Source organism: Dokdonella koreensis DS-123 (genome assembly GCF_001632775.1).
In the GTDB taxonomy this organism is placed as follows: Bacteria; Pseudomonadota; Gammaproteobacteria; order Xanthomonadales; family Rhodanobacteraceae; genus Dokdonella; species Dokdonella koreensis.
Map to the genome: position 1 here is coordinate 1,239,261 of NZ_CP015249.1, position 23,948 is coordinate 1,263,208.

A 23,948-nucleotide genomic window follows, 5' to 3' on the forward strand; every position below is an offset into this window, starting at 1 on the left:
GAGAAGCCCGGCTCAGCCGGCCTTCGGACCGAGCGCCTCGGTCGTGATGCGCACCGTGAGCTCGTCGCTGATGTTCGGCACGTAGGCGCCCATGCCGAATTCGCTGCGCTTGATCGTCGTCGTCGCATCGAAGCCGATCGCCGGCACCTTCTTCATCGGATGCGGACCCGCGCCGTTGAGCGTCGCGTCCAGCACGACCGGCTTGGTGACGCCGCGCAGCGTCAGGTCGCCGGTGACCTTGAACTTGCCGGTGCCGACCACCTCGACCTTGGTGCTCTTGAACGTGATCGTCGGGTACTTGGCGGCGTCGAGGAACTCGTCCTTCTTGAGGTGCTCGTCGAGCTTGACGACGTGCGTGTCAAGGCCGTCCAGCGGCAGCGTCACCTGGACCGAGGAGCGCGTCGGATCGGCCGCGTCGTAGACCAGGGTGCCGTCGGCCTTGCCCAGGTGTCCGGTCGGATTGGAAAAGCCGAGGTGGTTCCAGGTGAACAGCACGTCGGTGTGGGTCGGGTCCAGCGTGTAGGTGACCGGGGCGGCGACGGCGCCGACCGAGGCGAAGGCCAGCAGGCTGGCGAGAACGGTGCGACGGAACATGGAAACTCCTCCTTAACGTGGCGAATGGCCCGGCGGATGGCCGGGCAGGGTGACGTTGGAATCGAGGCGGGACCGGATCGTTCCCCGCATCGACCGGCTTCCGGATCTGACGGCGGCGCGCGCGAAAACAAGCGTCCGTTCGTCGAACCGGCCCCGGCGCCTTCGCGGCCGGCTGCCATCCGACCACGATAGTCGGACCGTCGTGCGATGATAAACGGCGATGCGAAACATAGATTGGCACTCAGGAATGGACAATCCGCGCCAACCCGATCGCGCGGGTGCCCGGTGAGCGGCGCCGGGCCGGCGCGCTGCTGGGTCGTCAGCGACGGCGCTGCCGGCAACCTGCGCCAGGCGCTGGCCCTGGCGCGGGCGATGGGCGTAGCGGACGAGCCGCGGTCGATCGCGCTGCGCCAGCCCTGGGACTGGCTGGCGCCGCGCCTGCTGGCCGGTGCGGGCACCGCGATCCGCTTCGGGGACGGCGGTCGTCCGACGCCGCCCTGGCCGGCGCTGGCGATCGGCTGCGGACGTCGCGCGGCCCTGCTGACGCGTTTCCTCAAGGCGCGCAGTGCGGGACGCTGCTTCACCGTGCAGGTTCTCGATCCGCGGATACGGACCGACGCGTTCGACCTCGTCGTCGCGCCGCGGCATGACGCGGTCGCCGGCACCAACCTGATCACGACGACCGGCTCGTTGAACCCGGTGGACGCGGCCTGGCTGCACGAGGCGCGCCTGCGATTCGCCGGGCTGGCCGAGCTGCCACGTCCGCGCACCGCCGTGCTGATCGGCGCGAGCAACGCCGCGCAGCGGCTGGACGAGGCCTATTTCGCCGCGCTGCTGCAGCGCCTGGCCGCGCAGCAGGCTGCCGCCGGCGGCAGCTTCCTGGTCACGCTCTCGCGGCGCACCCCCGCACCGCTGCAGCCACTGCTGCGCCGCGCGTTCGCGGCGTTCCCGGGCCTGTTCTGGGCCGGGCCGGACGATGGCGAGAACCCGTACGCGGGCCTGCTGGCCTGGGCCGACCGCATCGTCGTGACGCCGGACTCGGTCAACATGCTGTCCGAGGCCGCGGCCACCGGCGTGCCGGTGGCGACGTTCGCGCCGGCGCCGATCGGCGGCAAGTTCGCACGCTTCCACGCGACGCTGCGCGCCGAGGGGCGGCTGCAGGCGCTCGACGAACCGCCGCGGCCACCGGCATCTGCGCTGGCTGAAACGGCCGAGGTCGCCCGCGAGGTGACCCGGCGCTGGCAGGCTGCCGTGCCGCCGGCGGGTTGATGCCCGCCTGCCGCCGCGGTACGCGGGCGGCATCGCATATCGCGAAAGCGACAGGCAGCAGACGCGGGGCAAAAAACGTTCTTCCCCCCTTCGCGGGAATCAGTCAGCTGCTGCTTCCTTCGCTCTCGCTGCTGCTGTTGTTTTCGCTGTTGCTCTTGCTCTTGCTCTTGCTCTTGCTCTTGCTCTTCTGTTGCTCTTGCTCTCGCTCTTGCTGTTGCCGCCTAAAGTGAGCCGAGCATCGCAGGTCGGCCAGGCCGGAGAGCTGCCCCGTGTTTGAGCGAAGCGAGTTTGGGCAGCGTGCCTGGCCGACCGAGAAGCGCAGGGGACCGGCGCGGCGCAGCCGTGCCGGCTCGCGCCGGCGACCACGGTTTTGGTTACTTTTGCCAAGACAAAAGTGACCCGCGCGCGCAGCGTGCGGAAGCTGTTGCTCTCAGCTTGTGCCGTGGCTTTTGAGGGGATTACCGGCACGGAGCAAAGCAGGAGCACGATCAAGAGCTTTCGTCCGCTGCGCGGCCGAGTCCCTTTTGACGGGCTGTATGGACGGCACACATAGGTGACAAACGTATCAGGACATGGGTAACACCCTCGGATCGAGGTCGATCGCGGGGGAACACCATGCCTTGGACGGAGAGCACCTGCATGTCACAACGTCGCGAGTTTCTAGCGCTGGCTGTGGGCCAGAGCGTGCCACTGAGCGAGCTGTGCCGCCGGTTCGGCATCAGCCGCAAGACCGGCTACAAATGGCTGGCGCGGGATGAGGTGGTCGATCGATCACGCCGGCCGCACACCTCGCCTCGGCGGCCTCGCCGCCCTGCGATGCTCGGTTTGCTTTAGGGCCACAAAGCCAAGAGCCAAAGCCAAAGCAGGAGCAAAAGCCAAAGCCAAAGCCAAAGCCAAAGCAGGAGCAAAAGCCGAATGCCCCGCAAATGGGCGAAGAACAAAAAAGGCGGGGCGGCCTGTCGGGGCGCCCCGCCTTATCTGGAACCAGGACGCTCGCGAAGCCTCAGATCAGCTTCAGCGTGCCCTTCATGATGCCCCAGTGGCCGGGGAACGAGCAGAAGAACGTGTAGTCGCCGTCGGCGGCGAGCTTGGACACCGGGAAGGTCACCGATGTGGATTCGCCGGCGCCGATCACCTTGGTGTGCGCGATGACGCGCGCGTCGTCCGGCTTGACGTAGTCCTTGTCGAGGCCGGCCGACATGCCGTCGGTGGCGATGCCCTGCACGTCGGCGGTCTTGGCCAGCACCCAGTTGTGGCCCATCACGTTCTTGGCCAGCTTGCCGGGGTGCTTGAGGTTGACGGTGAATTCCTTGCAGCTCTTGCTGACCTCGATGCTGCTCTTGTCGAACTTCATCATGTCGTCGCCGGCGATATCGACCGAGCATTCGGCGGCGAAGACCGGCGCAGCCAGCGCGAACAGGCCGGCGGCGAGCAGGATTCTGGACATGGACGTGACTCCTTGAGGATCGATGGAAGGGAGGGTGCGTGGGGCCCGTATCCGTTCTGTGACACCGCTCGCCGGAGGCGCGCGGCGGGGACGGATTGTCAGTAGCGGCGGACATCATAGCCGAGCGTGCTGAATACAACGCCCGCTGCGCGGGCTGCGACGATCGGTCGCGTGCGGGCCTTGCGTGATCGCGCGGTTTCGGCGGTGTGTCGGCTGCACGCCACTGTGCCACTTCGGGAGCAATTCCTATTGCAACGCAACAGGAATGACTCCCGACCGCTTCGCACAAGTGCCTGAATTGATTGGCCGCGCTGTCCGTTCGCGCGCTTGGCACATCCGCTGCTTAGTAGGGCATGCGCAACGATCGAGGTGGGTGCTGGTTGGTGGCGCGCGGCCCGTGGGTAGGTGCCTTCGGCATCGCCGTTGCCAGGGGTCTTCCATTTGCGAATGAGGAGAGCAGCGAATGAAATTTCACAGAGTAGCGATGGTCTGTACCGCGGTGCTCATGGGGGCCGTCGGCGGGAACGCGATGGCGAACCCCGAAACGATCCAGCGACAGAAAGACCCCAACCAATGGCCGGCGCCCGGACGTGATCTGGCGATGACCCGGCACAGCGCGTTGAAGGACATCTCGACCGAGAACGTCGGCAAGATGCAGATGATCTGGTCGCAGTCCAGCGGCACCCTGCGCGGTCACGAGGGCCAGCCGGTCGTCGTCACCGAGGGCGGCAAGGCGATGATGTACCTCATCAGCGGCTGGCCCAACATCGTCCAGGCGCTGGACCTGAGCGACCCGGACAATCCCAAGGCGATCTGGAAGTACGTCAAGCAGACCGACCGCGACGAATCGGCGGTGCCGCGTGCCTGCTGCGACACGGTCAACCGCGGCCTGTCCTATGCCGACGGCAAGGTCGTGTTCGGCACGCTCGACGGCTTCGTGATCGCGCTCGACGCCAAGACCGGCAAGGAGGTATGGGTCGTCAAGCACGCCTTCCCCGAGAACGGCGAGACGATCACGCCGGCGCCGCTGATCGCCGAGAACAAGGTGCTGATCGGTTTCGGCGGCGACGAGTTCGCCGCACGCGGCCGCTTCACCGCCTACAACCTGGCCGACGGCAAGAAGCTGTGGGAGTGCCACGCCACCGGTCCGGACAAGGACGTGTGCGTGACCAAGAACACCAACAAGGCCAACCCGCACTACGGGCAGGGCGGCAAGGACCTGGGCGTCACCGGCTATCCCGGCGACGAATGGAAGCGCGGCGGCGGTGCCAGCTGGGGCTTCTACAGCTACGACCCCGAGCTCAAGCTGGTCTACCACGCGACCGGCAACCCGGGCCTCTGGAGCCCGTCGTACCGCTGCAAGCACAAGACGCACGAGGAGTGCAACGACGGCAGCCAGGACAATCACTGGTCGATGACGATCTTCGCGCGCAAGGTCGACACCGGTGAGGCGGTCTGGGCCTACCAGATGACGCCGTTCGACCAGTGGGACTACGACGGCATCAACGAGAACATGCTGGCCGACTGGACGATCGACGGCAAGAAGCGCAAGGTCCTGGTGCATTTCGACCGCAACGGCTTCGCCTACGTGCTCGACCGCGTCGACGGCACCTTGCTCAAGGCGCACAAGTACGTCACCGCCAACTGGGCCGAGAAGGTCGACATGAAGACCGGCAAGCCGGTCAAGGTGAAGGAACATTCGCCGTTCTCGGTCGAGCAGAACACGCAGGTCTGCCCGTCGGCGATGGGCGGCAAGGACCAGCAGCCGTGCGCGCTCGATCCGAACGAAGAGGGCGTGGCCTACTGCCCGACCAACAACTGGTGCATGGAGCTCGAGCCGCAGGAGCGTGCCCACACCCAGCAGGGCACGGTCTACGTCTTCGCCAACGTCTACATGTATCCGGAGAAGCCCGGCGTCACCGGCAAGTTCAAGAAGTTCAACGTGCTGACCGGTGAGACCGTGTGGGAGATTCCGGACCCGTATCCGAACTGGGGCGGTGCGCTGATCACCGACGGTGGCCTGGCGTTCTACGGCAGCCTCGGCGGTGATTTCCGCGCGGTCGACCGCAAGACCGGCAAGGTGCTGTGGTCGCGCAAACTCGGCTCCGGAATCATCGGCAACCCGATCACCTACAAGGTCAACGGCAAGCAGTACGTGTCGGTGTGGAGCGGCATCGGCGGCTGGATCGGCCTGCCGGTCACGGCCGGCCTCGACCTCGAGGACAAGTTCGGCGCGATCGGTGCGACGGCGATGACCAAGGCCGCCAACCTCGACAAGATCCCGCAAGGCGGAACGCTCTACACGTTCCGTATCGGCGACTGATGCCGGTCGCCGGTTCGAATCGCTAGGTCTGTCTGCCCGGCGCCGATGAGGCGCCGGGCGTTTGTTTTTCTACCAAGGTCGCGTTGCCCAGGCTCGAAACCACGCGCAAGGTCGAGGACGCCGCGATCGCTTCACGGCAATGCCAGGAGTACCCGAAATGGTCCGGACCAAGAAGATGAAGGTGACGGTGGCGCTGGCGGCCCTGGCCGCGACGGCGGCCGGCACGCTGCACGCCCAGGAGATCCGCGCGCTGCGCGTCTGCGCCGACCCGGGCAACATGCCGCTGTCCAACGACAGGGGCGAGGGCTACCAGAACAAGATCGCCCAGGTGCTCGGCGAGGCGCTCGGCACCGGCGTGCAGTACGACTTCCGCCCGTCGACCGAGCGCGGCCTGATGCGCGGCACGCTCGACGCCAACATGTGCGACGTGATGTTCGACCTGCCGGTCGGCCTGGAGCGCGTGCTGACCACGCGGCCGGTCTACCGCAGCACCTTCGTGCTGGCCTCGCGCAGCGAGCGCGACTACCGGATCGAGAGCCTGGACGATCCGCGGCTCAAGACCCTCAAGATCGGTGTCTACCAGATGTCCTCGGTCCGCGAGGCGCTGGCCGACCACGGCATCAAGGAAAACACCGTCACCCATTTCATCAGCTACGACGGCGCCACCGTGCCCGAGCATCAGCCGAGCTACCAGGTACAGCGGATGATCGACGGCGAGCTGGACATGGTCGCGATCTGGGGGCCGTTCGCCGGCTGGTACAAGACGATCAAGCAGGCGCCGATCACGCTGCAGCCGGTCAACCTGATGACCGCCGATCCGCCGCTGCAGTTCGACATGGCGCTGGGCGTGCGGCGCGGCGACCGCGGCCTGCGCGACAAGCTCGACGAGGTTCTGGCCAGCCACAAGGACCAGATCCGCGCGATCCTCGACGCGTACGGCGTACCGCTGGTCCAGTGCGCGGAGTGCGTCATCAGTGGCGACCTGGTCGCGCAGCAGGCTGCGGCACCCGCGGTGCAGACCGAGGTGGCGACGATGGCGACGCCGCGGGGCGGCACCGGTGCCAGCCTGGACCAGCTCAAGCGCTGGTTGAAGGAAGGCGCCGATCCCAACACGGAACTGTCCAACGCCGCCACCGCCGGCGACGTGGTGCGCGTGCGTTATCTGCTCGAGCACGGTGCCGACATCGACACCCAGGACGACGAGGGCTACACGCCGCTGCTGACCGCGGTCAAGACGCGCTACACCGAGCTGACGCGCTTCCTGATCCAGCAAGGTGCCGACGTCAACCGGGCCGACCGCGACGGCTGGACGCCGCTGATGTACGCGGCCTGGCGCGACAGCCCCGAGATCGTCGGCATGCTGCTGGCCAAGGGCGCGAAGATCGAGGCGGCCAACCAGCAGGGACTGACGCCGCTGTGCATCGCCGCCCAGCACGGCCGCTCCGGCGCTGCCGCTGCGCTGCTGGAGGCCGGTGCGAACGTCGACATCGTCGTCGGCGGCGGCGGCTACACGCCGCTGATGCTCGCCCTCGTCGGTGGCTGGGACGACGTGGCGGCCAAGCTGGTCGAGCGGGGCGCCAACGTCAACGCCCAGAACAAGGCCGGCATCACGCCGCTCATCATCGCGGCGGCGGCCAATCGCGTCGACGCCGTGAAGCTGCTGCTGGAGAAAGGCGCCGACGCGGGTGCCGCCAGCGAGGACGGCACCACTGCGCTCGGCATCGCCAGCCAGCGCGAAAACCGGGCGGTCGTCGAGGTGCTGCAGCACGCGCGGGCGTCCGGTGGCGGTTCAGGCGGATCGGCGCAGCGTGGCTGACGCGGCGTCCGGTGGAAAACCCAGGCAATCCCAGGCAATCGAAGTGAGGAGTCTGTACGTGTTGAACAAAGCAGTTGCAGCAAGTTTACCGGTCATCTTCGCGGCCGCCGTCCTGCTCGGCACGCCGACATCGTCCCCGGCCGCGGGTGAGACCGCCGCCGCACCGGCGGCCGGCGCGATACCGCCGCTGGAACGCATCAAGGCGACGCCGAAAGGCCAGTTGAAGAACCCCTACCAGGATTCGGACAAGACGGTCGTCGAGGAAGGGCGCAAGCTGTTCCTGCGCGCCAGCTGCAACGGCTGCCACGGCGGCTCCGGCGGCGGCGGCATGTGCCCGCCGCTGACCAACGACACCTGGGTCTACGGCGGCGACGACGACACCCTGTTCCGGCTGGTGACCGAGGGCAGCGACGCGCTGCAGAAGGACGGGTACCATCGCATCGGCAAGGAGAACGTGGTCGGCCCGATGATGCCGTTCGGCACCATCGTCAAGACCGACGACGACCTGTGGAAGATCATCACCTTCATCCGCTCGAACTGGCGCGGCAGCGAGGCGAACAAGTTCGGCGATGCCTCCAAGAGCGCCACGGCGGCGCCGGTCGACGTCGGCAAGCACTGAGGGATGCGATCCCGCGCGCACCGGACGGGCAGGCCCTGCCCGCGGTGCGCGCGACCCGAGGGTCGCTCCTCCCCGTCCGGGGCGGCGCGGCCGTGCACCGATCCCGAACGAGGAACCCTCCCATGATCCGATCTTTTCCGCCCCCCGCGATGCGTCTGCCGCGTCGATGGTGCGCGATGCTGGCCAGCGCCGCGGTCGCGCTCGGCGGCGCCTCGGCGCTGGCGGCGCCGCTCGCCTACGTGCCCAACCAGCGCAGCGGCAGCATCTCGGTCATCGACACCGGCAAGGACGAGGTGGTACGCACGCTCAACGCGCAGGGCCGGTTCGGCAAGCGCCTGCAGCAGGTCGCGCTGGATCCGTCCGGCAAGACGCTGTTCGTCATCGACGCCGCGCACAACCAGCTGGTCGCGCTCGACATCGCCTCGGACACCGTTCGCTCCAGCGTCCCGATCGAGGAGGATGCCGAAGGCGTCACCGTCTCGCCGGACGGCCGCTCGCTGGCGGTCTGCGTCGAAGGCTCGCAGCACATCCTGCTGGTCGATGCCGCGACGCTGAAGGTCCGCGCCGACGTGCCGACCCGGGGGCGCAATCCGGAGCACTGCGTGTTCTCGCCCGACGGCAAGTGGCTGCTGACCAGCAACGAGGCGAGCAGTGACCTCGACCTGATCGACGTCGCCGCGGCGCGCTCGGTCGCGCTGATAAAGACCAGCGGCCACCCGCGCGGCATGGCCTTCGTGCCCGGCACCCAGCGGCTCTACGTCGCCCAGGAGACCGCCAATGCGGTCGACGTGATCGACCTGGCCGCGCGCAGCAAGGTCGCCAGCATCGCCACGGGCCTGCGTACCGCGGGACTGACGGCGAGCCCGGACGGCACCTACGTCTACGCGTCCAACGGCGGCGCCGGCACGATCTCCGTCATCGACGTCGCCAAGGGCGCGTCGATCGCCGAGATCAAGGTCGGCGAGCGTCCGTGGAACCCGGCGCTCACCCCGGACGGTCGCAAGCTCTACGTCGCCAACGGCCGCTCCAACAGCGTCAGCGTGATCGACACCGCGACGCGCACCAGGCTCAAGGACATCGCGGTCGGCGAGATGCCGTGGGGCGTCATCATCGCGAAGTAGGCCCTGCCGCCCTGAGCCCGAATGCGGCGGTGTGAGGCGCCTCTTGCCGCGTGGCGTTCGTTCGGGCTCATCTCGCGTAGCGCGTGCCAGGTATGTGTTGCTGCGGTAGCTTCGTCAGGTCCATGGCGGAACGGATCGCCGCCGCTTGCTTTGGTTCTTTGCTCAGTTGCGGCCTCGTTCGGCTTTGGTTTTTGCTTTGGATTTTGCCCTTGGCTTTTTCGCCTTAAAGCAAGCCGAGCATCGGAGGGCGGCGAGGCCGCAGAGGCGCCCCGTGTCTGAGCGAAGCGAGTTGGGGCAGCGTGCCTGGCCGACCTGCGATGCTCGGCTCGCTTTAGGCGCCAACAGCAAGGGCGAGAGCACGGCAACAGCAACGGCAACGACCGCCGATCGATTCCCGAGAATGGGTGAGGAACCTTACTTCTCGAGCGTTTTCTTCAGGTGATCGAGGCCGGTGCGGAAGAAGCGGTGGATCGCCTGCTGTGCGGCCTCGTCGTTGAGGTTCTCGGGCGGGTCGTTGTGGGTGTCGCCGCGGTAGAAGCGCGCCGACCAGAGCACCTCGCTGCCGCCGTCGGTGGCCTTCACGCTGAGTTCGGCGGTGTAGTAGCTGACCGGGAACACCTCGACGTTCTCCTGGTACAGCCGATAGGAATAGCTCATCGCCGCGGCGTCGTAGGTGTCGAGGCTGTCGACCAGCTGGCCGCCGGTGGCGAGCACGACGGTCCTTTCCGAGCCGGGCGCGTTGCCGTTGCTGGCGGCGCTCTGCTTCACCGCGGGATTCCATCGCGCCAGGCCGTCGAAGTCGCCGATCGCCTTCCAGACGTCGGTCGGCGGCCGGGCGATGACGACCGTTTCGTCGGCCTTGTGCGGCGTCGGGCCGTGGGCCAGCGCCGGCAGCGCCAGCAGGCCGGCGGCGAGGGCCGCGGCACGGATGCGGATGTTCATGGGGTTCTCCTGTGGGGTAGCGGGAACGAAGGGTGTGTGTCGGGTCGGCGAGGCCGTCCGGCGGATCGGCGCGGTCGCGGGACGAGGGCCGCGATCACGGCGGCGAGGGCGGCGCCGGCGAGCAGCGGCGCCAGCGCCAGGCGGGCATCGGCGACGCGTGGCGTGGCATGCGTGGCGATCGCGCGGTCCAGCCGCAGTCCCGGGGCCAGCCGGGCGTAGCCCAGGCCGGTGGCGGCGGCCAAGCGCTGCAGATGGTCCTCGTGCACGGCGGACAGGTGCTCCTCGCCGGCAGCCGTGGCCGCGCCCCAGGGCGCGTTGCGCGGATGCCAGCCTTCGCGCTGCTGCGCGTCCGGCGGCGGGGTGCCGCTGCGGTTCTCCTGGACGACGTCCCCGGCGCCGAGGAAACCGATCTCGCGGCCGTCGCGGTCGAACTTCGGGATCGGCGAAGGCAGGCGGTCGCCGACGCCGACCAGCAGGCCGCGGACCTTGCCCGGTTCGCCCTCGAACGGCGGCGGGCCGCTCCAGTGCAGCGGCGGCGCTTCCTGCCCGTCGCTCAGGAACACCAGGTCGGTGCCGAACGCGGCGGCCAGTGCGATCGACTGGTAGAGGCCGGTGGCGACATGGCTGTCGCCTTCCCAGGCCATGCGCCAGTCCAGGCGTTCCAGCGTGCCGGCCAGCGGTGCGAAGTTGGCGCAGGTCTCCACCGGTGCGACCAGCAGGAACGGCCGCCGCTCGGCGAACAGGCCGATGCCGGCGCGCGAGCCGCACGGCAGGTCGGCGATCAGCGCGGCGAGCGTCGCCTTGACGTGGTCGAGCCGGCTCTCCGGCGTGCCGTCGCGGCGGTAGTCGCGCACGTTCATGCTGCCGGTGATGTCGACGATGAACAGGGCGTCGATGCGTTGGCGCCGGTAGCCGACCTGCGGGTCGGCGATACCGGCCAGGGCGAGCAGGCCGGCGGCGACCAGCAGCCAGAAGCGGGCATCGCGCAGCGCCGTCACGGCCCGCCTCGCGGCAGGCCGGGCAGGTCGGTCCACAGCCGGTCGGGCTGCGCCGGTGGTTCCTCGTCGCCTTCGGCTTCGCCGTCCGGGAAGTCGCGCACCAGCCGCATCGCGATGTCGAGGTTGACCTTCGCGTTCCAGTCGCCCGGATCGATCCGCAGCGCCCGCAGGTAGTGTTCCTTGGCCAGGTTCACCTCGGCGATCGTCTCGTCGTAGCGGTGTGCGTCGACGATCAGGAGCGCCCGGCGCAGGTGCGCATTGCCCTTGTCGTAGAGCACGGCGAACGCGAAGCCGCGCGAGCGGCCGAGCACGATCCGTTCGGTCAGCGTGCGTGCCTCGTCGAACCGGTCGCGCGCGAGCAGGTAGTGCGCCCGCGCGAACAGCACCGCTTCGGTCGCGTCGTCGGCGACGGCGACGTCGCGGCCTTCGGCCAGGGCGGCGATCGTGCGATTGTCGGCGCTGCGCCGCAGCAGCATGGCGGCGCCGGCCACGGTCACGCCCAGCGCAACGGCGAACGCGGTCCAGAGCGCGCCCGGCAGCAGCGCGCGCAGGTGTCGGGCGATCGACGAGCCGGTCATCGCGGCGGCTCCGGCAGCGGCGGCCCGATGCGCACCTCGGCTGCCTTGGCGGCGGCCAGCAGTGCGCAGGCGAGGGCGGCGACGGCGAATGCGTAAGCGGACAGGTCGCGCTGCGGCACCGCTTCGAACCAGCGCACCTCGCCGCGCTCGGCCTGGTCGATCGCCGCGACGGCGGCGGCCAGTTCGGTCGCGTTGTCCGCCTCGAACGCGCGGTAGGGCACGCCGAGCGACTGGAAGAAGCGGTGCAGGTGGCGCTCGGGCATGCGCTGCGGCGTATCGTCGGACGGGTCGGCCGGCAGGTCGAACAGGCCGCCGCTGCGCTCGGTGCGCAGGAACAGCCAGTACAGGTGCAGCGCGCGGGAGGCGAATGCGGCGCGCAGCTTCTCCTGGACGCGGCGGTCGATCACGGCGGCGCCGTCGGAGACCAGCACGATCGCCTGCGGGGCGGCCGGATCGCGCCGGTCGAACAGGTCGAAGGCCATCGCCAGGCCACGCGCGACGTCGGTGTAGGCCAGGCCTGGCTGGTCGATCGCATCGATCGCCGCCAGCACCGCCTCGCGCCGGTCGGTCATCGGCAGCACGAACATCGGCGAGGTCGAGAACGCGACGATGCCGACGCGGTCGTGCTCGCGCCGCGCAACGAAGTCCTTCAGCAGGCGCCGGGCCGCCGAGGCCTTGGATTCCTCGCCGCCATCGGGCGCGCGGCCGGCGAAGGTGCTGTTCATGCTGCCGCTGCGGTCGATGACCAGTGCGACGCGGGCACCGGTGCTGATGCGTTCGATCTGCTGGCCGTGCAGCGCCGGGCCGGCCAGTGCCAGGACGAGGGCCACGATCGCCGTCGATGCCAGCAGGCGCAGCAGGCGGTCCAGCCAGGCCGAGCCCGGATCGGACGGCACGCCGCCGAGCCAGGGCCAGTCCGATACCCGGCGCGCGCTGACGAACCACGGCAGCAGCGCCAGCGGCAGCAGGGCCAGCGCCAGCGGTCGCAGTACCAGCCAGTGCGACCAGCCGTTCATGCCGGTCTCCGCTCGGCGGCGGCCAGCCGCCGTGCCAGCGTGGCGATACCAGCGGCCGGCAGCACCGCACCGGCCTCGGCCTCCCCGGCACCGTAGAACGCGAGCCGCGAGGCGGCGAAGAAGCGCGCGATGTCGGGAGCCAGCGGCGCCAGCTGCGGCCGGCGCGCGATCAGCAGGCCGGCGTCCTCGGCCAGCACGCGCTGGCCGGCGGCCGCATCGAACGCGCGATGCAGGACCCGCAGCGCGTCGCGATAGCCGAGCCTGTCCCGGCGCAACCGTCGCGCGGCCTGCGCGAACGGCCGTGCCGGCCGCGCCTGGAACGGCCAGCGCGCGTAGTGGCGGGCCAGCAGCAGCGCCAGCGCCACTGCGGTGCCGGCACCGGCGAGCAGGGCGACCAGCGCCGGCCGCAGCGGCCGCGGGCCGGGCACGATGTCCGGCCGCAGCGCGATGTCCGCGCCGTCCTCGCCGCCGGCGACGCGCTTGACCTCCCGCAGCGGCGACATCGTGAATACGAACGGTGGCACGCGCGCCGCCGCGGTCTCGCCGTCGCGCGCGAAACCCAGCTCGAATGCCGGCAGCGTCCGTTCCAGTGCCTGGATCGGCGCGTAGAAGGTCTGGTAGTCGAGAGTGATGCGGTAGACGCGCGCGTCAGCGTCGACGCGTTCGTCGACGCTGACGGCGCGCAGTTCGAGCCAGTACGCCTGCGGCCCCGGTGCCGGCAGCGAGGTCGGCTGCAGGTGCCAGTCGCGATCGACGCGGATCGTCACCGCGCGCGGCACGCGGTCGCCCAGCAGGTAGCCGACCGTGCGGGTATCGAGCGGCCGCACCTCGCGGATCGGCGCGGCCGCGGACGTGGCGGCGGCGAGCAGGGCGGACAGGGCCAGCAGCGCGCGCATCGGCTTCATCGTTCCAGCAGGTGCCGGCTGAGCGCTTCGGCGCCGTTGCCGCCGGTGAGGGCCAGCAGTGGCTGGTCGCGCTCGCGGCACAGGCGCTCGATCGTGGCCTGGTGCGCGGCTTCGGCGGCCTGCCAGCGGGCGCGCAGGGCCGGCCGCAACCAGACCAGGCGGCGCCGGTGCGATTCCCGGTCGGCCAGCTCGGCCAGGCCGTAGCGCGGCAGCCGCCGCAGCGCCTCGTGCGCGAAGCGGATCGGCACCACGTCGTGCAGCGCCAGCGCGTCGAGCAGGGTCGCCGCCGCCGTCGCCGGGAACGCGAAGTCCGACAGCACGAAGACCAGGCATCGGCGGCGGCCGAGCGCGGTGGCCGCCGCGACCAGCGCGTCGATGCCGGCGCCGGCCGCCGGGACGTACTCCAGCGCGGCGACGGCCTCGGTCGCGGCCTGGCGCAGGGCGGGCCGCTCGACGGCCGGCGTGTCGGCGCCGGCGGTCAGGCCGCAGGCGTCACCCGTCGCGTGAGCGGCCTGGACGATTCGTCGTGCCAGCCGGGTCGCCCGCGCCAGCGCGCTGCCGTCGCCGTCGTCGAAGGCCATCGATGCCGAGGTATCGACCAGCAGCTGGACCGCTGCCGCGGCGCGCTGCTCGAACTGGCGCACGTAGAGCGCGTCGAACGGATCCCGCAGGCTGGCGCGCAGGTCGATGCGGCGCGGGTCGGGACTGCGGTCGAACGGAACCACCTGGCGGAAATGGCCGGACGGTCCGACATCGGCGCCGCGGTGCGCGCCCGGCCGCAGGCCGCGCACGCGCCAGCGCAGCGCATAGGCCAGCGTCGCCTCGTCGGACGTGCCGGTGGCGGTGCGCAGGTCGGCGGCGGTCAAGGCGGCGGCCAAGAGGGGGATCGGACGACGGTCAGGGGGCCGGCACCGTCTCGAACACGGCGCGGCACAGCGCCGGCAGGATCGTCGCGCGGCGTGCTTCGTAGACCGGTGCCAGGAAGACGCGATGGGCGACGGTCTCGAAGAACACCGCACGCAGGTCCTCCGGCACCAGCATGTCGCGACCTTCGAGCCAGGCGCGCACGCGCGCCGCGCGCACCAGGTAGGCGATGCCGCGCGGGCTGGCGCCGCCGATGACCAGGCGGTCGATGTCGACGCCGTCGATCCGGATGCCCGCGCGCGCGGGATGGCGCACGGCGGTCCACAGCGCCTCGACGTAGCCCTGCACGCTCTCGCTGGCCGTAACGTGACGCTGGATCGCGCGCGCCACCGCGTCCAGCTGCGCCGGGTCGAGCAGGCCGGGAGCCACGGTCTCCACCAGCGCGGCCGCGTCGTGGTAGCGCGGATCGAAGACCAGCGCCTGGCGCGTCGGCGCGTCCGCCGGCGTGGTGATCGCGATTTCCATGAAGAACCGGTCGCGCGCGGCCGCCGGCAGCTCGAAGGTTTCCTCGCGCTCGACCTGGTTGCGGTCGGCGAACACCTGCAGGTACGGGAATGCGTACTCGCGGTTGAAGGCCGACAGGCTGCGCTCGGCCATCAGGCGCAGCAGCAGCGAATGCACCTGCGGCCGCGCGCGGTTGATCTCGTTGAAGAAGAACACCGCCAGGTGCTCGCCGTGGCGCAGCACCGGGCCGGGCTCCACGCGCGGGCGGCCGTTATCGTCGAGGTAGGTGTGGTAGACCAGATCGTTGGGCATCAGGTCGATCGTGCCCTCGATGCGGCCGTAGGCGCCGCCGATCGCGCGCGCGGCGGCCTGCAGCAGGGTGGTCTTGCCGACGCCGACGTCACCCTCCAGCAGTACGTGGCCGCGTGCGAACACGGCGATGGTGAGCAGGCGCAGGGCCTGTGACTGGCCGATGGCGGCCTTGGCGATCTCGCGTTCGAAGGCCTGCGCGCGTTGGCGCCAGGCGTCGAGATCGAGAGGGGAAAGGGACGTCTGCGCTGTCGGGGTATTCACGAAGATCGGTCTGGACCGGGGCACGCGGGAGCAAACGGGCGCCCGCGGCCGGTGGCGGGCACGGCGACGATGCGGCAGCCGCCGCTCCGGCAGTCGCCGGAGACGGCGGCCGTCGCGATCAGGGCTTGGGCAGCTTGGCGACGTCGTACTCGAACTTGCCGGTCTTCTTGAAGTGCGCCACGCGCTGCGCGTTGCGCTGCTCCATCGCGGTGATCGAGGCCGACTGCTTGTTGAGCTCGGCCGGATTGTGCTTGGGGTCGTACTTCGAGCCGGCGACCTTCTCCGGATAGCCCGGCTTGGGCTCCCAGCAGTTGCCGGCTTCCTTGCACTGGGTGCCGTCGTAGGCGAGGGCGTTGCCGGCGAACAGGCCGGCGATGCCGATCGCCAGCAGGGACAGCGTCGTGCGCGTGAGTGCGGTCTTCGATTTCATCTTCGGTCCTCTCGGGTGCTGCGGGTGGGTCATCGTTCGCCGGCCGGTGCGGCCGGCGTCCATCGTGTGGGCCGCCGGTGGTGCCGGCGGCCGCCTCCGGTCACGGTGCGCAGGTCGCGCCGGCCGGAACGTCGAGCTTCTGGTCCGGGGACCAGGGCTTGTAGGTCTTGCGCTGCTCGTCGGTCATCCAGTCGGCCGCCTCCACCGGGCCGTGGTAGATGTGCCGCACCCAGGCCATCACCTGCAGCATCTCGTCGAGGGTGAGCGAGAGGTACTGCGGTCCCATCTGGGCGCGCGCGCCGCCGAAGATGATCGAGAACAGACCTTCGTCGATCTTGCCTTCCGGGTAGGTCCAGTAGTCGTCGGTCAGCGACGGGCCGATCTTGCCTTCCGCGTAATGGCCGTGGCAGGCCGAGCAGGCGGTCAGCATCAGGTCCTCGCCGAGCTTCAGGCAGGCGGGCTTCTCGTTGTACGGATTCTTGCCGGTCTCCAGGAACTGCTTGACGCCGGGCGTGTCGCGGCCTTCCTCGCGGGCATTGTTCAGGTCCAGGGCCGAGCCGTCCGTGACGTTGCGGAAGGTGATCTGCGCCTGCGCCTGCGCCGCGGTGGCGGCCAGCAGCAGGGTCGCGAGGGCGAGGCCGCCGGCCGTTCGTATCGTTTTCTTCATCGTCTACCTGTCGGGTGGTCCGGATGTGCGTTGTGGGTCTTGCCTTACGAGGCGGCCGGGATGAACGGGATGCCTTCGTCGCCGAGCACCTTGCGGATCTGCGGCGCCGCCTTGACCAGCGCGTCGTTGAGTGCGTCGAGCAGCGCCTGGTCGCCCTTGCGCACCGCCATCGACTGGTCGAACTGGAACGGGATCGGCTCGCCGGCACCGGTGTCGTCGGCCGGGACGGTCTGCATGTGCAGCGGTATCGTCGAGGCCTTCACGTAGCGGGCGACTTCCGGCGCGAACGCGATCGCCGCGTCGGCCTTGCCCTGCGCGACCTCGTTGACCATCCGGGCCGGGTCCACGCGCAGGTACTGGTTGCGGCGCGACTTGAAGTCGACCAGCGAGTAGACGTAGTTGGCGTTGTCCTCGTACTTGCCGATCTTCTTCATCATCGCCTCGGCGGACGAGGCGAAGCCCATCGCGATCGAGCCCATGGCGGCCAGGCGCGGATCGCTCCAGGAGCCGATCTCCAGTTCCCGGTCCGCGCGCGTGACCAGGACGTAGCCGGCCCGGTAGTACGGCCGCGTGGTCAGGACGCGCTCGTCGCCGGTGTCCAGGCCCATGACGACGTCGCACTCGTTCTTGTCGAGGGCGTCGCGCACCAGGTAGATGGCCGCGCGCGGCGACCAGACGAAGGTCGCCTTGCGGCCCATCTGGGCGGCGACCACTTCGGCGATGCGGTTCTCGAAGCCGCTGCCGTCCTTGTACGAATAGGGGGCCTCGATCTCCGAGGCGCAGATGCGAAGTTCGGCCGGCGCGGCGGCGGCCTGCAGCGGAACGAGTCCGAGCAGCAGGCAGCCGGCGATCCGGAAGGCGCGGGGCAGGCGGGTTTGCAGTGGAAAAGGCATCGGTGACTCCATCGGGCCGTGGGCTCGGAAAGGCGCGGGGCGTGCGCTGACGCCCCGCGCCCGGCTTTCAGTTGCTGGCGTATTCGCCGAGGCTGAGGTCGTCGTACGGCCCCTTGCCGTCGAGCGAGAACACCATGATGCCGCCGCCCATCTGCGTGTAGTTGGCGAGCTTCTTGAACGCGCCGACCGCGCCGAGACCGGCCGTCGGGTCCTCCAGGTCCTGCACCAGGCCGATGCCGGGCCAGCCGCCGACGCCGTAGAAGATCGCCACGTACTGCGTGCCCTTGTGCGTGTAGGTCATCGGATGGCCGATCACGCCGGACGGCAGCTTGAACTTCCACAGCAGGTCGCCGGTGTCGGCATGGCGTGCCTTGATGAAGCCGTCGAGCGTGCCGTAGAACACTAGGTTGCCGGCGGTGGCCAGCGTGCCGCCCCAGACCGCGAAGCGCTCCATCTTGTCCCACTTGTACTCGCCGGTGATCGCGTTGTAGGCCTTGATCTGGCCCAGGCCCTCGTAGTTCTGGCGATCACCCTTCGGGCCTGGGTACATGTTCAGCGTCGCGCCGACGAAGAACTGGCCCGCGCGGTAGGGCAGCATGAACGGCTCCCAGTCCATGCAGATGTGGTTGATGCCGAGGAAGAAGGTCTGCTTCTCCGGGTTGTACGAGTCGTGACCCTGGTTGTGGTAGCCCATCGCCGAGGGACAGATGTCGCGCCCGTTGTGGTCCATGCGCGTGGCGAACTCCGGATCGCGCAGCGGCAGGCCGGTCTTGAGGTCCACGCTCTTGACCCAGTTGACGGTGTCGTCGAGCTTGTCGGCGGAGACGAGGTCGCCGTTCTCGCGGTCGAGCGTGTAGATGATGCCGTTGCGGTCCGGATGGGTCAGCAGCTTGCGCTTCTTGCCGGCCTTGTCGGTCTGCTCGGACAGCATCATGACGTTGACGCCGGCGTAGTCCCATTCGTCGTGCGGCGTCTTCTGGTAGCCGAACTTGGCCTCGCCGTTGTCGACGTTGCGGCCCCAGATCGTCATCGTCCACTTGTTGTCGCCCGGGCGCATCGTCTCGTTCCAGGGCGCCGGGTTGCCGCTGCCGAAGTAGATCAGGTTGGTGCCCGGATCGAACGCGTACCAGCCCCAGTTGGTGCCGCCGCCGATCTTCCAGGCGTCGCCTTCCCAGGTCTTGAGGCCCAGACCGAACTGGCCGTAGTGCGGGTTGGCGCTGTTGAAGTCCTTGGCCAGGCGCAGCTCGTCGTCGGGGCCGGTGGCGTAGGCGCGCCACTTCTGCTCGCCGGTCTTGACGTCGTAGGCGGTCAGGTAGCCGCGCACGCCGAGTTCGGCGCCGGAGGAGCCGACGATGACGTAGTCCTTGACCACGTACGGCGCGATGGTGAGCGTCGAGCCGACGCGGATGTCGGAGTTCTCGAGCTTCCAGTGGACCGCGCCGGTGGTGGCGTCGAGCGCGACGATGTGGCCGTCGAGCTGGGTCTTGAAGATCAGCGGCGGTACCTTGCCGTCGCCGGGCCAGTAGGCCAGGCCGCGGTTGACGACGTCGCAGCAGGCGACCGCGCGTGCCGCGGCGTTCTGCTTGGGCTTGTCCATCCACTTGATGCGCGTGGGGTTGTCCAGGTCCAGCGCGAAGGTGAGGTTCGGGAACGGCGAATGGATGTACATCGTGCCGTTGACGACCAGCGGTGTTCCCTCGTGGCCGTTGAGCACGCCGGTGGAGAAGGTCCAGGCCGGTCGCAGCTGCTTGACGTTCTTTTCGTTGATCTGGGTCGCCTTGCTGTAGTTGTTGGCGTTGTAGTTCTTGCCGGTCATCACCCAGTTCTCTTCGCTCTGCGAGAGCTGGACGAGCTTGTCGTTGGCCAGCGCCAGCGTCGATGCGATCGCCGTCGCCAGTGCCGTTGCCGATAACAGGACTTTCCTCATGACCCCTCCGGATGCTTGTTGGTTGGGATGCCGTGCTGCACAAGCGCTTTCGCGAAAGCGCGACCACGCATCGATGGTGTTCGACGGGCTGGTGCGGGTAATAGGAAGAGCAGGAAGCGGGCCAACCGCAGGCTGTCGTGCGCAAACGGCGGGACATCATGTCGTTTCGTGATCGGTCGTTCGCGCGACGCATCCGGTGATTGCGTCATGGCTTCGGCCGGCGTTGCCACTCCCGTGGCACATGACTGCGCCACTTTCGCTACACGTCATCGACGATGCCGCTGCACGTTGCGTGCTGCGCAGACCCGTTGCAGGTCTCGCGAACGCCTGTCGGCGGCGCAACGCGTCAGGATTTTTTCCCCTGTAGTCAGGAAAAAATCCCTGTTTTTCGCAGCGGCGGCGATGAGACTCGACGGGTGCGATGCACGGCCGGCGATCGGCCTCTGCCGGCGCGCGATGCGTAGTCCGACGCGCACAACGCCGGCATCGCACATCTGTCAGTGGTGCGCAGCGCGCACGTGCAACGGAGGTGACTTCAACGCCGATGCGCGGCGAACGAACGAAAGGCGTGGCGATGTGGAGGACACGGGGGCCACGCAGGCTGCGCGACCGGATGCCGGACGCATCGCGATCGCGCGCCCGGTGTGTCGCGGCGGGGCGTCCGATGCCGGCCGCCGGGCGGGCGCTATTCGATGCCGAGCTTCTCGAGGCGGTAGCGCAGCTGGCGCAGGGTCAGGCCGAGGTGGCGCGCCGCCGCGGTGCGGTTCCAGCGCGTGGCTTCCAGTGCCTTCATGATCGCCGCTCGCTCGGTCTCGGCGACGGCGGCGGCCAGGTCGTTGAACGCGGCGTCCGGCAGCGGCTGCGGAGGTGCCGACGCGAACGGCGGCGGCGCCGGTCGTCCGGCAGGGGCATCAGCGGGTGGCGCGGCCGCCGGTTCACCGCTGCCGCCGGCCTGCGCCGGGATCAGCCGCAGGTCGGCCGCGGCGATGACGTTGTCCTCGCACAGGGCGACGGCGCGTTCGAGCACGTTCTCCAGCTCGCGCACGTTGCCGGGGAACTCGTAGGTCATCAGTGCCGCGGCCGCGTCCTCGCCGAGGCGGGCGGGTGCACCGCCGCTGTCGCGGGCCAGGCGTTCGAGCACGCGGCCGGCCAGCAGCGGGATGTCGCCGCGCCGCTCGCGCAGCGGCGGCACGCGCAGCTCGATGACGTTGATGCGATAGAACAGGTCCTGGCGGAACGCGCCGAGGTCGACCATGCGCGCGAGGTTCTTGTGCGTGGCCGACAGGATGCGCACGTCGACCGGAACCTCGGCGCGCGCACCGATCGGGCGCACCGCCTTTTCCTGGATCACGCGCAGCAGCTTGACCTGCATGTGGACCGGCAGCTCGGCCACCTCGTCGAGGAACAGCGTGCCGCCGTGGGCGGCCTGGAACAGGCCGTCCTTGTCGGCGTGGGCACCGGTGAAGCTGCCCTTCTTGTGGCCGAAGAACTCGCTCTCCATCAGCTCCGACGGGATCGCGCCGCAGTTGACCGGCACGAACGGTGTGGCCGAGCGCGGACCCAGCTCGTGGATCAGGCGCGCCACCAGCTCCTTGCCGACGCCCGACTCGCCGGCGATGTAGACCGGGGCCTGGCTGCGCGCGATCTTGGCGATCGTCGCGCGCAGCTCCTGCATCGGCGCCGATTCGCCGATCAGCTTGCTGCCGCTCGCGACCTGCTCGGCGCGCTTGGTCTCGCCGAGCTTCAGCGCGGTCTGCACCAGGCGGCGCAGCACGTTGATGTCGACCGGCTTGGAGACGAAATCGAACGCGCCGGCCTTGAGCGCATTGACCGCGGCGTCGACGTTGCCGTAGGCGGTGATCATCGCGATCGGCGTTTCCGGGTACTGGCCGGCGACGAACTCGACGATGTCCTGGCCCGAGCCATCCGGGAGCCGCATGTCGGTGAAGCACAGCGTGTAGCGCGTCTCGGACAGGCGCTGGCGCGCTTCGGCGACATTGGCCGCCGTGTCGACCACCAGACCCATGCGGCCGAGCGTCAACGTCAGGAGTTCGCGAATGTCGCGTTCGTCGTCTATGACCAGTGCAAGTTGCTTGCTCATGCTTCCAGGAGGGCGGTGCGAGCCAGGGGGCAAGGTTAAAGGGTGACGATCCGCATGGCAAAAGTGTATGACGGATGCTAGGGCGGCGGTCGCTTCGCTGCGGGCGCTTTGGCGGCGGCGGCTACGGATCGAAGCCGTCGGTGAAGAGCGTGTCGCTGACCGGTCCGAGCTGGCCGGCGTAGCTCAGGTTCTGGGCCAGCACGTCCTGGGTGGCGCTGTCGTTGCCGATGCCGTCGCTCCAGACCAGGGCGGCGTAGCCGGCGGTGCTGGTGGCGCCGGCCAGGCGCGAGGTGCGCGTGGGGCGGTCCTTGACGTGCACGACGGCGGGCCAGACCAGGCTGCCGGCGGCGTCCAGCCGCACGCTGGAGATCGGGTTGGCGGCGACCGCGGTGTTGCCGGTGACCCAGCTGGCCAGCAGGCCGCCGGGCGCCGGCAGCGCCACCAGCTGCGACAGCGCGTGGGCGCCGTCGGTCGAGATCGTCATCGGTACCAGCTCGCGGCCGGCATCGCCCCATTGGCGCAGGCCGGCGGCGTCGATGCGCTGGGCGTAGAGCCCGTCGTAGCTTTGCTGGTTGATCGTGGTGCCGTCGATCCAGATCAGGTGCGTGGTGCCGGTCGCCGGGTCGTAGCTGGCGCTGGGCGCGAAGTGCCCCTTGCTGGCGTCGGTCGTGGCCAGCGCACCGTCGTTGCCGAACAGCCGGTTGCCGGCCGCATCCAGGTGCTGCACGCGGACGTTGAACGCGACGCCGCTGATGTCGTAGTAGGCGAACACCGCGCCGCCGGCGCCGTCGGCGATGATCTTCGGGAAGTAGCCGGCCTGCAGGTTGCCGACGTCCGCCACCCGCACGCCGTCGGTGCCCCAGAGCACGGCGCCGTCGGCGGATGCCAGCTTCTGCGCGCGCAGGATCCGCGTCGCGCCGGACTGGTTGCTCCAGGCGACGATGGCATCGCCCGCGCCGGCGCCCTTGACGTCGGACAGGAACTTCAAGCCGCTCGCCGGTCCCGGCAGGGTGACGCCCTGTGCGGTCCACAGCGGCGCGCCACCGGTGTCGAGCTTCTGCAGGCGCCCCTGGCCGGCGTCGTTCACCCAGGCGGCGACCGCGCCGCCGTCGGCGGTGGCGGTCACATAGGAGACCACGGCGCCCTCGCCGAGCGTGGAGACCGCGATCCCGCCGGCGCCCCAGGCCAGGTTGCCGGCGGCGCTGACCTTGGCGACGACGATGCGCTCGTCGCCGGCACCCTGGGTGCAGCATTGGAACGACAGCAGGGCATCGCCGGCGGCATCGACGTCGAAGCCGTAGTCGGTCGTCGAGCTGTAGCTGCGATCGGCGATGCGCAGGCCACCGTGCGGCCACAGCTCGTTGCCGTCGACGTCCAGCCGCTGCAGGCGCAGGTCGTAGCCGCCGTCGGTGTTGTCGAACCAGCTGACGTAGAAGCCGCCGTCGCTGCGCGGCAGGATCTTGGCCTGGACTTCCTCGCCGGCGCGATCGGCCAGGGGCAGGTTCAGTGCCGGGTCGGTGGACCAGGCGGCGGCGACGGGAAGGGCGAGCGCCATGCCGGCGCCGGTGAACAAGACGCCGAGCAGGCGATGCGAAACCGGTACGGACTGCATTCGAGACGATCCTCCGCCAAGGCGGGCGCCCTCGTCGTCACGACACCCCCTGCCGGACTGTGCGCCTCGTCACAGTATCCTCGCAATCGGCCCCGGATTCGAGCGGGGCCGATCCGGGGCGGCGATCAGCGGCTGGCGGCGGCCCGCTGACGGCCGAATTCGCGGCGCAGCCAGTCGTCCAGCAGGCGCTTCTCGTAGCGCAGGCCGTCGCTGCTGCCGGCCGCGCTGCGGGTCAGGAAGGCCGGGTCGCGCAGCTTGCTGTCGCCTTCGCGCAGCGTGGAGCCGTCCTCGGCGAGCAGGCGGTAGTGCAGGTCGATACGTGGCGGGTAGATCTCCTTGACGAACCGCACGTCGTCGTACTGCGGGCCATGCCACGGCTCGAAGTCGCCGGCCAGCTTGATGTCGGTGATCGTCACCTGCAGGCGCTCGCCGGGTGGCAGCAGCCGGTCGGCGCGCCGGCGCAGGTGGTCGGCGAGCGTTTCCAGCCAGTCCTGCGGCGGCTGGCGCTGCGCGCGGATGGACTGGCGGACCTCGGACAGCTCGTCCGGGGCATTCCAGGTGACCTCGATGCGCGAGGCCGGGCCGGCTGGCGGTGCCGGTGTCGCGGCCAGGGCCGCACCGGCGGTGGCTGCCGCGACCGCGGCGAGCAGGAGGGGGAGAAGACGTTGTCTGGCGTTCATGGCGGTACCTCGGGTGGATCGGCGCGGAACGGCCCGTCGATGATCGCAGATGACGGCCCGTTTGCCTGC

Annotated in this window: 21 protein-coding genes and 1 pseudogene; 6 read left to right on the forward strand and 16 right to left on the reverse strand. The window is 69.6% G+C overall.

Annotated features, from left to right (window positions below):
* Positions 1–12: 12 nt before the first annotated feature.
* On the reverse strand, positions 13–594 hold the full coding sequence (locus tag I596_RS04845) for a YceI family protein (RefSeq protein WP_067644970.1): 582 nt from the start codon (positions 592–594) through the stop codon (positions 13–15).
* 285 nt (positions 595–879) lie between these two features.
* On the opposite strand from I596_RS04845, the gene I596_RS04850 reads away from it, so the two are divergent.
* Positions 880–1,863 carry a mitochondrial fission ELM1 family protein gene (locus I596_RS04850; protein WP_067644973.1) on the forward strand — a complete coding sequence of 328 codons (984 nt, stop codon included), beginning with the start codon at positions 880–882 and terminating at the stop codon, positions 1,861–1,863.
* Between the two features lie 615 nt (positions 1,864–2,478).
* Positions 2,479–2,664: pseudogene (locus I596_RS18005) on the forward strand (helix-turn-helix domain-containing protein); the annotation flags it as partial.
* A 202-nt stretch (positions 2,665–2,866) separates the two neighbouring features.
* Here I596_RS18005 and azu read toward each other — a convergent pair.
* Complete coding sequence (azu, locus tag I596_RS04855) at positions 2,867–3,310, reverse strand: azurin (protein WP_067644976.1); 444 nt, start codon at positions 3,308–3,310, stop codon at positions 2,867–2,869.
* A 529-nt stretch (positions 3,311–3,839) separates the two neighbouring features.
* On the opposite strand from azu, the gene I596_RS04860 reads away from it, so the two are divergent.
* From I596_RS04860 to I596_RS04875, 4 genes are all read left to right on the forward strand, one after another.
* Complete coding sequence (locus I596_RS04860) at positions 3,840–5,633, forward strand: PQQ-dependent dehydrogenase, methanol/ethanol family (protein ID WP_257722437.1); 1,794 nt, start codon at positions 3,840–3,842, stop codon at positions 5,631–5,633.
* Positions 5,634–5,790: 157 nt separating this feature from the next.
* On the forward strand, positions 5,791–7,449 hold the full coding sequence (locus I596_RS04865; protein WP_190278989.1) for a quinoprotein dehydrogenase-associated putative ABC transporter substrate-binding protein: 1,659 nt from the start codon (positions 5,791–5,793) through the stop codon (positions 7,447–7,449).
* 58 nt (positions 7,450–7,507) lie between these two features.
* Positions 7,508–8,068: a c-type cytochrome gene (locus tag I596_RS04870; protein ID WP_223303918.1), complete on the forward strand. Its 561-nt coding sequence runs from the start codon at positions 7,508–7,510 to the stop codon at positions 8,066–8,068.
* A 149-nt stretch (positions 8,069–8,217) separates the two neighbouring features.
* Entirely contained in the window at positions 8,218–9,189 is a 972-nt protein-coding gene (locus I596_RS04875) for a beta-propeller fold lactonase family protein (RefSeq protein WP_067644982.1), read from the forward strand.
* Positions 9,190–9,603: 414 nt separating this feature from the next.
* Here the strand turns inward: I596_RS04875 and I596_RS04880 are convergent, their stop codons facing one another.
* The 14 genes from I596_RS04880 to I596_RS04945 all read right to left on the reverse strand — a co-directional run bounded on the left by I596_RS04880 (position 9,604) and on the right by I596_RS04945 (position 23,879).
* Positions 9,604–10,131, reverse strand: coding sequence for an SRPBCC family protein (locus I596_RS04880; RefSeq protein WP_067644985.1), 528 nt, complete (start codon positions 10,129–10,131; stop codon positions 9,604–9,606).
* Positions 10,128–11,129, reverse strand: a complete 1,002-nt coding sequence (locus I596_RS04885; protein ID WP_067644988.1) for a vWA domain-containing protein — start codon at positions 11,127–11,129, stop codon at positions 10,128–10,130. Before I596_RS04885 ends, I596_RS04880 begins: the two co-directional genes overlap by 4 nt.
* The gene (locus I596_RS04890; protein WP_083965378.1) at positions 11,126–11,707 is read right to left on the reverse strand and encodes a tetratricopeptide repeat protein; all 582 of its coding nucleotides are present in this window, start codon (positions 11,705–11,707) and stop codon (positions 11,126–11,128) included. The genes I596_RS04885 and I596_RS04890 overlap by 4 nt, the downstream gene beginning before the upstream one ends.
* On the reverse strand, positions 11,704–12,723 hold the full coding sequence (locus I596_RS04895; protein ID WP_067644991.1) for a vWA domain-containing protein: 1,020 nt from the start codon (positions 12,721–12,723) through the stop codon (positions 11,704–11,706). Before I596_RS04895 ends, I596_RS04890 begins: the two co-directional genes overlap by 4 nt.
* On the reverse strand, positions 12,720–13,628 hold the full coding sequence (locus I596_RS04900; RefSeq protein ID WP_083965379.1) for a hypothetical protein: 909 nt from the start codon (positions 13,626–13,628) through the stop codon (positions 12,720–12,722). Before I596_RS04900 ends, I596_RS04895 begins: the two co-directional genes overlap by 4 nt.
* The gene (locus tag I596_RS04905; protein WP_083965380.1) at positions 13,625–14,506 is read right to left on the reverse strand and encodes a DUF58 domain-containing protein; all 882 of its coding nucleotides are present in this window, start codon (positions 14,504–14,506) and stop codon (positions 13,625–13,627) included. The genes I596_RS04900 and I596_RS04905 overlap by 4 nt, the downstream gene beginning before the upstream one ends.
* A gap of 19 nt (positions 14,507–14,525) precedes the next feature.
* A complete protein-coding gene (locus tag I596_RS04910; protein ID WP_067644994.1) occupies positions 14,526–15,569 on the reverse strand; it encodes an AAA family ATPase in 1,044 nt (347 codons plus the stop codon).
* A 118-nt stretch (positions 15,570–15,687) separates the two neighbouring features.
* A complete protein-coding gene (locus I596_RS04915; RefSeq protein ID WP_083965381.1) occupies positions 15,688–15,999 on the reverse strand; it encodes a methanol dehydrogenase [cytochrome c] subunit in 312 nt (103 codons plus the stop codon).
* Positions 16,000–16,099: 100 nt separating this feature from the next.
* Positions 16,100–16,666 (reverse strand): cytochrome c(L), periplasmic, encoded by a 567-nt coding sequence (moxG, locus tag I596_RS04920; protein WP_067644996.1) that lies wholly within the window; start codon positions 16,664–16,666, stop codon positions 16,100–16,102.
* Between the two features lie 44 nt (positions 16,667–16,710).
* On the reverse strand, positions 16,711–17,559 hold the full coding sequence (gene moxJ, locus I596_RS04925) for a methanol oxidation system protein MoxJ (RefSeq protein ID WP_067651468.1): 849 nt from the start codon (positions 17,557–17,559) through the stop codon (positions 16,711–16,713).
* Between the two features lie 67 nt (positions 17,560–17,626).
* Positions 17,627–19,486 (reverse strand): methanol/ethanol family PQQ-dependent dehydrogenase, encoded by a 1,860-nt coding sequence (locus tag I596_RS04930; RefSeq protein ID WP_067644999.1) that lies wholly within the window; start codon positions 19,484–19,486, stop codon positions 17,627–17,629.
* A gap of 685 nt (positions 19,487–20,171) precedes the next feature.
* Positions 20,172–21,587, reverse strand: a complete 1,416-nt coding sequence (locus tag I596_RS04935) for a sigma-54-dependent transcriptional regulator (protein ID WP_067645001.1) — start codon at positions 21,585–21,587, stop codon at positions 20,172–20,174.
* Positions 21,588–21,708: 121 nt separating this feature from the next.
* On the reverse strand, positions 21,709–23,199 hold the full coding sequence (locus I596_RS04940) for a hypothetical protein (RefSeq protein WP_067645004.1): 1,491 nt from the start codon (positions 23,197–23,199) through the stop codon (positions 21,709–21,711).
* A gap of 125 nt (positions 23,200–23,324) precedes the next feature.
* Positions 23,325–23,879 (reverse strand): DUF3016 domain-containing protein, encoded by a 555-nt coding sequence (locus I596_RS04945; RefSeq protein WP_067645007.1) that lies wholly within the window; start codon positions 23,877–23,879, stop codon positions 23,325–23,327.
* Positions 23,880–23,948: the final 69 nt, after the last annotated feature.

Bases quoted from the DNA above. Each gene is read 5' to 3' on its own strand.
- I596_RS04935 (WP_067645001.1), bottom strand. From the start codon at position 21,587: ATGAGCAAGCAACTTGCACTGGTCATAGACGACGAACGCGACATTCGC.
- I596_RS04865 (WP_190278989.1), top strand. From the start codon at position 5,791: ATGGTCCGGACCAAGAAGATGAAGGTGACGGTGGCGCTGGCGGCCCTG.
- I596_RS04895 (WP_067644991.1), bottom strand. From the start codon at position 12,723: ATGAACGGCTGGTCGCACTGGCTGGTACTGCGACCGCTGGCGCTGGCC.
- moxG (WP_067644996.1), bottom strand. From the start codon at position 16,666: ATGAAGAAAACGATACGAACGGCCGGCGGCCTCGCCCTCGCGACCCTG.
- I596_RS04880 (WP_067644985.1), bottom strand. From the start codon at position 10,131: ATGAACATCCGCATCCGTGCCGCGGCCCTCGCCGCCGGCCTGCTGGCG.
- azu (WP_067644976.1), bottom strand. From the start codon at position 3,310: ATGTCCAGAATCCTGCTCGCCGCCGGCCTGTTCGCGCTGGCTGCGCCG.
- I596_RS04945 (WP_067645007.1), bottom strand. From the start codon at position 23,879: ATGAACGCCAGACAACGTCTTCTCCCCCTCCTGCTCGCCGCGGTCGCG.
- I596_RS04860 (WP_257722437.1), top strand. From the start codon at position 3,840: ATGGCGAACCCCGAAACGATCCAGCGACAGAAAGACCCCAACCAATGG.
- I596_RS04915 (WP_083965381.1), bottom strand. From the start codon at position 15,999: ATGAAATCGAAGACCGCACTCACGCGCACGACGCTGTCCCTGCTGGCG.
- I596_RS04890 (WP_083965378.1), bottom strand. From the start codon at position 11,707: ATGACCGGCTCGTCGATCGCCCGACACCTGCGCGCGCTGCTGCCGGGC.
- I596_RS04900 (WP_083965379.1), bottom strand. From the start codon at position 13,628: ATGAAGCCGATGCGCGCGCTGCTGGCCCTGTCCGCCCTGCTCGCCGCC.
- I596_RS04940 (WP_067645004.1), bottom strand. From the start codon at position 23,199: ATGCAGTCCGTACCGGTTTCGCATCGCCTGCTCGGCGTCTTGTTCACC.
- I596_RS04930 (WP_067644999.1), bottom strand. From the start codon at position 19,486: ATGAGGAAAGTCCTGTTATCGGCAACGGCACTGGCGACGGCGATCGCA.
- moxJ (WP_067651468.1), bottom strand. From the start codon at position 17,559: ATGCCTTTTCCACTGCAAACCCGCCTGCCCCGCGCCTTCCGGATCGCC.
- I596_RS04845 (WP_067644970.1), bottom strand. From the start codon at position 594: ATGTTCCGTCGCACCGTTCTCGCCAGCCTGCTGGCCTTCGCCTCGGTC.
- I596_RS04875 (WP_067644982.1), top strand. From the start codon at position 8,218: ATGCGTCTGCCGCGTCGATGGTGCGCGATGCTGGCCAGCGCCGCGGTC.